The sequence below is a fragment of the Inquilinus sp. genome, from assembly GCF_039594555.1.
Classification (GTDB): Bacteria; Pseudomonadota; Alphaproteobacteria; order DSM-16000; family Inquilinaceae; genus Inquilinus.
This window is the reverse complement of sequence record NZ_JBCNNF010000351.1, coordinates 1-7,222: the sequence shown is the minus strand read 5'-3', so window position 1 is coordinate 7,222 and position 7,222 is coordinate 1. Positions and strand designations below refer to the sequence as shown.

The window sequence follows — 7,222 nt, the reverse complement described above, 5'->3', positions numbered from 1 at the left end:
ACTGCTCTCAAGGAGCGTTACGGCGACGACAAGATGAAGATGCAGCAGGCCATGATGGAGCTGTACAAGAAGGAGAAGGTCAACCCGATGTCGGGCTGCCTGCCGGTGCTCATCACGATGCCGGTGTTCTTCGGTCTGTACCGCGTGTTGATGGAGAGCGTGGAGCTGCGCCACTCGCCGTTCTTCGGCTGGATCCACGATCTTTCCGCGCCCGATCCGTTCTTCGTGCTGCCGGTGATCTACATCCTGGTGATGCTGGCCACGCAGTGGCTCTCGCCCTCCGCCGCCGGCATGGACCCGGTGCTCCTGCCGCCCCCGCCTGCGGCCGCCCGCGGCGAGCCGCGGCCGGAACTGGCCCCCCCCCCCCCCCCCGTGACCTATCCCCCCCCGCGTGCCGTCGACACGGCACCGGTCGTCACCGCACCGCCGGTCGTCGCCGCGGCGCCCGCCCCTGTCGCCCCGCCGCCGCCGGCCGTGACCTATGCCCCGCCGCGCGCGGTGGCCCCTCCGCCGGCGCCGGTGGCCGCCAGACCCGCCCTGACCTTCCCGCCCGAGCCGGGCGAGGCCGCCGCCCCGCGCCAGACCGTCATGGCCCCGCCGCGGCCGGTGGTTGGCGCAGCTCCACCGGTCACGGCGGCGCCGCGCCCGGTCCAGCCCGCGCCCGTGGCCCCGGCCCGGGCGGCCCCGGTGGTGATCGCCCAGGCGCCCGTCGTGGTGGCCCAGGCGCCCGCCACCACCGTCTATGTCCCGGCCCGGCCGATGCTGACGGAGAAGAGCGGCCTGATCGACTTCGTGCTGACCGACGGGGCCGGCCGCCCCGAAGGCGCGATCCTGAAGGACAAGACCGTGATCCGCTTCTCGCCGTCCCTCGCCGCGGCGATGGACCCGGACCGCAGCCGCCTGGCGCCCGGCCGGCCGATCGTGGTGCGCGGCACCGTCACCGGCGGCCGCCGCGCCCCGGCGCTGCAGGCGGTGGAGATGGGCAGCGACATCTATTCGATGGTGACGCTCGGCTACTGACCTGCGCGACGGGCCGGCACGATCCGGCGCCTCGGGGTGTAGACAGGATTCCCGCACCGTCGAACGGACCAGAGGCCGGATGACCCAGGACCAGATCGCGATCGTCGCCCTGCTGGCCGCGGCCCTGGCCTTGTTCGTGTGGAACCGCATCCGCTTCGACCTGGTGGCGGTCGGGGCGCTGCTGGCCGCCGTGCTGCTGGGGCTGGTGCAGGCCGAGGACGCCTTCGCCGGCTTCGGCAATCCCGCCGTTGTCACCGTCGCCGCGGTGCTGGTGATCGGCCGGGCGCTGGCCCTGTCCGGCGCGGTCGACCGGATGGTCGCGGCGCTGGCCCGCGTCGCCGACGGCCGCTTCGCCCAGATGGCCGTGCTGTGCGGCTTCGGCGCCCTGATCTCGGCCTTCATGAACAATGTCGGGGCGCTGGCGCTGGTGCTGCCGGTGGCGATCCAGGGCGCCCGCAAGTCCGGCTATTCGCCCTCGGCGATCCTGATGCCGCTGTCCTTCGCCACGCTGCTGGGCGGCACCGTCACGCTGATCGGCACGCCGCCGAACCTGCTGATCTCCGCCTTCCGCGAGAAGGCGGTGGGCGAGCCGTTCCACCTGTTCGACTTTGCACCCGTGGGCCTGCCGCTGACCGTCGCCGGTCTGGCCTACATGCTGCTGCTGGGCTGGCGGCTGATCCCGTCCAGCCGCCGCGGCCGGCGGGCGGAGGAGGAGAGCTTCGAGATCAGCCGCTATGCCACCGAGGTCGAGGTCACGCCGAAGTCCAGCATGGCCGGTCGGTCGGTGATGGCCTTCGAGGAGGCGCAGAAGGGCCGGATCGTGGTGCTGGGCATCGTCCGCGGCCAGCGCCGCGTCGCCGGGCTGATCCGGCTGGAGCATCTGGCGCCCGGCGACCTGCTGATGGTGCAGGCCGACACCCAGGCGCTGGAACAGGCGCTGGGCGACGGCGACATCGTGCTGGCGGCCGAGCGGCCGCCCGAGGCCGGCGGGCTGGGCAGCCTGGTCACCGCCGAGGCGGTGGTGCCGATGAACGCCTGGATCCGCGGCTCCAGCCCTGCGAATCTGGACCTGCGCCGCCGCCATGGCGTGAACCTGCTGGCTGTCTCGCGCCACGGCCATCCGCTGAAGCGGCGGCTGCGCGACATCGCCATCGAGGCGGGCGACGTGCTGCTGCTGCAGGGCGATGCCGACACCCTGCCGGACACGCTGCAGGCGCTGGGCTGCCTGCCGCTGGCCCAGCGCCGGCTGACCCTGCGCAGCCGTAACCTGTGGCTGCCGCTGGCCCTGTTCGTCGCCGCCATCGTCGCCACGGCGACCGGCGCGGTCGACGCCACCATAGCCTTCGCCCTGGCGGTGATGGGCATGCTGGCCGCCCGCGCCATCCCGCTGCGGGACCTGTACACCGCCATCGACTGGCCGGTGATCGTGCTGCTGGGCGCGATGATCCCGGTGGGCGGCGCGCTGGAGACGACCGGCACGGCGAAGCTGCTGGCCGACGGCATCGCCGCCCTGGCGCAGGACCTGCCGCCGCATCTGGTGCTGGCCGTGGTGCTGGCCGCGACCATGGCCGTGACACCGATGCTGAACAACGCCGCCACCGTGGTGATCATGGCGCCGATCGTGATCGGCATCGCCCGGCAGCTCGGCCTCAGCCCCGACCCATTCCTGATCGCCGTCGCCATCGGCGCCAGCTGCGACTTCCTGACCCCGTTCGGGCATCAGAACAACACCCTCATCATGGGTCCGGGCGGGTATGAGGTGTCGGACTTCTGGCGCGTCGGCCTGCCGCTGGATGCCGTCGTCATCACCGTTTCGGTCCTGCTGATCCCGATCGTCTGGCCCTTCACACCGTGACCAAGCCTCTCCCACCTCTCCCGATCGACGCGGCCCTGCCGCCTCTGCGCGCCGCGCTGGCGGAGCGCGGCCGCGCCGTGCTGCAGGCGCCGCCCGGTGCCGGCAAGACCACGCGGGTGCCGCTGGCGCTGCTGGACGAGCCCTGGCTGGGCCGCGGCAAGGTGGTGATGCTTGAGCCGCGGCGGATCGCGGCCCGCGCCGCCGCCGGCCACATGGCCTCGCTGCTCGGCGAGAAGCCCGGCGACACCGTCGGCTATCGCATCCGCATGGATCGCCGGATCGGCCCGGACACCCGGATCGAAGTGGTGACCGAGGGCATCCTGACCCGGATGCTGCAGGACGACCCGGCGCTGGAGGGCGTCGGCGCCGTGATCTTCGACGAGTTCCACGAGCGCAGCCTGAATGCCGATCTGGGCCTGGCCCTGGCGCTGGAGACGGCGGCGCTGCGCGACGACCTGCGCCTGCTGGTGATGTCCGCCACGCTGGACGGCGGGCCGGTGGCGCGCCTGCTGGGCGACGCCCCCGTCGTCACCTCCGAAGGCCGGGCCTATCCGGTCGAGACCCGCCATCTGCCGCCCCGACCCGGCGAGGCGATCGAGGATGCCGTCGCCCGGGCGGTGCGCGACGCGCTGGCGGAGGAGACGGGCAGCCTGCTGGTGTTCCTGCCCGGCGCCCGCGAGATCCGCCGGGTGCAGGCGAAGCTGGCCGGGCTCGGCGACGGGGTGGTCGTGGCGCCGCTCTATGGCGACCTGCCCGCGGCGGCGCAGGACCAGGCGATCCGCCCGGCGCCGGCCGGCACGCGCAAGGTGGTGCTGGCCACCAACATCGCCGAGACCAGCCTGACCATCGAGGGCGTGCGGGTGGTGATCGACAGCGGCCTAGCCCGCACCCCGCGCTTCGACCCGCGCACCGGGATGAGCCGGCTGGAGACGGTGACTATCGCCCGCGCCGCCGCCGACCAGCGCCGCGGCCGTGCCGGCCGGACGGAGCCGGGCGTGTGCTGGCGGCTCTGGGCGAAGGCCGGCGAAGGCGCCATGGCACCCTTCGACCCGCCCGAGATTCTGGTCGCCGATCTGGCGCCGCTGGCGCTGGAGCTGGCGCTGTGGGGCACCGACGACCTGGCCTGGCTGGACCCGCCGCCGGCCGCGGCGCTGACACAGGCCCGGGCGCTGCTGGCCGATCTCGGCGCCATCGACGCAGACGGCCGGCCCACCGCGCACGGCAAGGCGATGGCCCGGCTGCCGTTGCATCCGCGCCTGGCCCATATGGTGCTGCGCGCCAGGGCCGAGGGCGTCGGCGGCACGGCGGCGGAGCTGGCGGCGATCCTGGAGGGCCGCCGCCCCTCGCCGGAGACGGATCTGCGCGCCTCGATCGAGGCGCTGCATCGCGACCGCGGGGACCCGGGCGTGGCACGGCTGCGCGAGGCGGCGCGCGACATCGCCCGGCGCTTCGACCTCAAGGGCGGCGGGAGGCCGGATGATGCCGGCGCCCTGCTGGCCCTGGCCTATCCCGACCGCGTGGCGAAACGCCGCTCCGGGAGCCGGGGCAGCTTCCTCCTGGCCAATGGCCGCGGCGCGGCGCTGCGCGAGAGCGATCCGCTGGCCGGCGCGGAATACCTCGCCGTCGCCGAGACCGACGATGCCGGGCGCGAGGCCCGCATTCTCGCCGCCGCGCCCTTGGACGAGGCGACGCTGGAGGCGGTGCTGGGCGATCGGATCGCCTGGGTCGAGACGGTCGCCTGGGACGCGGCCGAGCAGGCCGTCGCCGCCCGCCGCCAACGCCGGCTGGGCGCGCTGGTGCTGGCCGATGCGGCGCTGCCGAACCCGGACCCGGCCGCCGTCGCGACGGCGCTGCTGGAAGGGGTGCGGCGCCTAGGCCTCGACGTCCTGCCCTGGCGCGACGGCGCCATGGCGCTGCGCCGGCGGGTCGGCTTCGCCCGGGCGCTAGAGGGCGAGACCTGGCCCGACTGGTCGGACGCGGCTCTCATAGCGACGCTGGAGGAGTGGTTAGGCCCGCATCTCGGCGAGATGCGCCGGCGGACCGATCTCGACCGGCTGGACCTGGCCCAGATCCTGTCGACGGCGCTGGGCTGGGAGCGGCAGCGCGCGCTGGACGCCCTGGCACCCGCCACCATCCCGATCCCCAGCGGCCGGCGGGCGGCGCTGGACTATGCCGACCCGGCCCAACCGGTGCTGGCGGTGAAGCTGCAGGAGATGTTCGGGCAGGCCGAGACGCCGCGCGTCGGCGGCGGCCGGGTGCCGGTGGCGATCCACCTGCTGTCCCCCGCCGGCCGGCCGCTGCAGGTGACCCGAGACCTGGCCGGCTTCTGGGCCGGCAGCTATGCCGAGGTGCGGAAGGACATGCGCGGCCGCTACCCGCGCCATCCCTGGCCCGACGACCCGCTGGCCGCCCCGGCCACCGCGCGGGCGAAGCCGCGCGGCAGCTGAGGCCCGGCTATATCCGTCCCATCAGCACCAGGATCAGCAAAACGATGACGATCACGCCCAGCAGGCCGCTCGGCCCGTAGCCCCAGCCGCTGCTGTAGGGCCAGGACGGAAAGGCGCCGATCAGCAGGACGATCAGGACGATCAGCAGGATGGTTCCGATACCCATGACGGCACCTCGCCGTTGTTCGTGCTGATTCCCTCAATACGGATTGGGAAATGTAAGTTCCTACGGGTGGGCCGCCTAATCGCGTTTGGACTGCAGCGCCAGCGCGCCGATCACCGCGGCCAGGGCCAGGCCGGCGGCGAAGCCGATGCCCATGCCCCACAGCCCGACGCTGCCGCTGCCGAGCAGGTGGCCGGCCACGGCGCCGGCCAGCGCCAGGATGAAGGGCAGGAAGCAGCCGATCAGAACCATCGTATCGTCCTCGTAGCGCCGCCCCCGCATTCCTTAGACCCCAGTTGCGACCATTCGTCGAGCCCGGATCCCTTGCGCCGCCGGCCGGGCTCGGCGACAAGGACGGAACCTCCCGACACGGCGGCGACCATGGCCACCGACGACGCGACGATCACCCCGCCCCAGCGCCCTTTCCTGAGCCGCCAGCTGCAGCGCCTGCATCTGTGGACCCGGCTGCGCAGCGCCGTGCGCGCCAACGAGGTCGCCCTGCCGCTGCTGGCCGCGGCGATCGGGGTGATCGTCGGCCTCGGCGTCGTCGCCTTGCGCTCGGGGCTGCAGCTGATGCACGAGTTGCTGTTCGACCTGCCCAGCGGCCAGCGCCTCAGCGCCAGCATCGACACCAGCCCGCTGCTGACCGTGGCGGTGCCGGTCCTGGGCGGCCTGGCCTTCGGCGGCGTGATGTGGGCGATCAGCCGCTGGCGCCCCCGCCCGCCGGTCGACCCGATCGAGGCCAACGCCCTCTATGGCGGCCGGATGTCGCTGCGCGACGGCTTCGTCGTCGCCGGCGCCACGCTGATGTCCAGCGGCGTCGGCGCCTCGGTCGGGATGGAGGCCGGCTACACCCAGATCGGCGGCGGCTTCGCCTCGCGCATCGGCCAGATCTTCCGCCTGCGCCGGGCCGATCTGCGCACCATGGTCGGCTGCGGCGCCGCGGCCGCCATCGCCGCCGCCTTCGACGCGCCGCTGGCCGGCACCTTCTACGCCTTCGAGCTGATCATGGGCGCCTACACCGCGGCGACGCTGGCCCCGGTGGTGGCGGCGGCGCTGACGGCGACGGCGGTGGAGCGGGTGCTGCTGGACGAGGGCCCGTTCCTGACGGTGACCTGGAGCACCGGCCTGCACGCCGCCGACTACGCCATCTTCGTCCTGATCGGCCTGGCCTGCGCCGGGCTGGGTATCCTGATGATGCAGGGCGTCACCTGGACCGAGCGGGCGATGCGCCGCCTGGCCCTCCCGCAGGTGCTGCGCCCCGCTGTCGGCGGGCTGATCGTCGGGCTGATGGCGCTGCGCTTCCCGGAGGTGCTGAGCTCCGGCCACGGCGCGCTCTATGCCGATTTGACCTTGGCGCCGCCTCTGACCGCCCTGGCCCTGCTGCTGGTGGCCAAGACCGCGGCGGCGGCGATCTCCCTCGGCGCCGGCTTCCGCGGCGGCCTGTTCTTCACCTCGTTGCTGACCGGTGCGCTGTTCGGCGGCATCCTGGCCCAGCTGACCGCCTTCGCCCTGCCCGGCCATCCGGTCGAGCACCTGGCCTATTCCCTGGTCGGCATGGCGTCGATGGCCGCCGCGGTGATCGGCGGGCCGCTGACCATGACCTTCCTGGCGCTGGAGCTGAGCGGCGACTTCTCCGTCACCATCGGCGTGATGGTCGGGGTGGTGGTCTCGGCCGCGGTGGTGCGGCACCTGTTCGGCTATTCCTTCGCCACCTGGCGCTTCCACCTGCGTGGC

General features: G+C 73.7%; 6 protein-coding genes. 4 read left to right on the top strand and 2 right to left on the bottom strand.

Annotated elements, in window-relative coordinates:
- From yidC to hrpB, 3 genes are all read left to right on the top strand, one after another.
- Window positions 1-1,020, top strand: a 1,020-nt coding sequence (gene yidC / locus ABDW35_RS28050) for a membrane protein insertase YidC (RefSeq protein ID WP_343717152.1), incomplete at its 5' end; no start/stop codon positions are given.
- A gap of 79 nt (window positions 1,021-1,099) precedes the next feature.
- On the top strand, window positions 1,100-2,875 hold the full coding sequence (locus ABDW35_RS28045; RefSeq protein ID WP_343717151.1) for an SLC13 family permease: 1,776 nt from the start codon (window positions 1,100-1,102) through the stop codon (window positions 2,873-2,875).
- A complete protein-coding gene (gene hrpB / locus ABDW35_RS28040; RefSeq protein WP_343717150.1) occupies window positions 2,872-5,322 on the top strand; it encodes an ATP-dependent helicase HrpB in 2,451 nt (816 codons plus the stop codon). Before ABDW35_RS28045 ends, hrpB begins: the two co-directional genes overlap by 4 nt.
- A 7-nt stretch (window positions 5,323-5,329) precedes the next feature.
- Here the strand turns inward: hrpB and ABDW35_RS28035 are convergent, their stop codons facing one another.
- Together ABDW35_RS28035 and ABDW35_RS28030 are read right to left on the bottom strand one after the other, a co-directional pair.
- Entirely contained in the window at window positions 5,330-5,488 is a 159-nt protein-coding gene (locus ABDW35_RS28035; RefSeq protein ID WP_343717149.1) for a DUF3309 family protein, read from the bottom strand.
- Window positions 5,489-5,563: 75 nt separating this feature from the next.
- Window positions 5,564-5,737 (bottom strand): hypothetical protein, encoded by a 174-nt coding sequence (locus ABDW35_RS28030; protein WP_343717148.1) that lies wholly within the window; start codon window positions 5,735-5,737, stop codon window positions 5,564-5,566.
- A 129-nt stretch (window positions 5,738-5,866) separates the two neighbouring features.
- On the opposite strand from ABDW35_RS28030, the gene ABDW35_RS28025 reads away from it, so the two are divergent.
- Window positions 5,867-7,222, top strand: a 1,356-nt coding sequence (locus ABDW35_RS28025) for a chloride channel protein (protein WP_343717147.1), incomplete at its 3' end; no start/stop codon positions are given.

Coding starts and splice junctions, on each gene's coding strand:
- ABDW35_RS28030 (WP_343717148.1), bottom strand. CDS start 5,737: ATGGTTCTGATCGGCTGCTTCCTGCCCTTCATCCTGGCGCTGGCCGGC.
- ABDW35_RS28035 (WP_343717149.1), bottom strand. CDS start 5,488: ATGGGTATCGGAACCATCCTGCTGATCGTCCTGATCGTCCTGCTGATC.
- ABDW35_RS28045 (WP_343717151.1), top strand. CDS start 1,100: ATGACCCAGGACCAGATCGCGATCGTCGCCCTGCTGGCCGCGGCCCTG.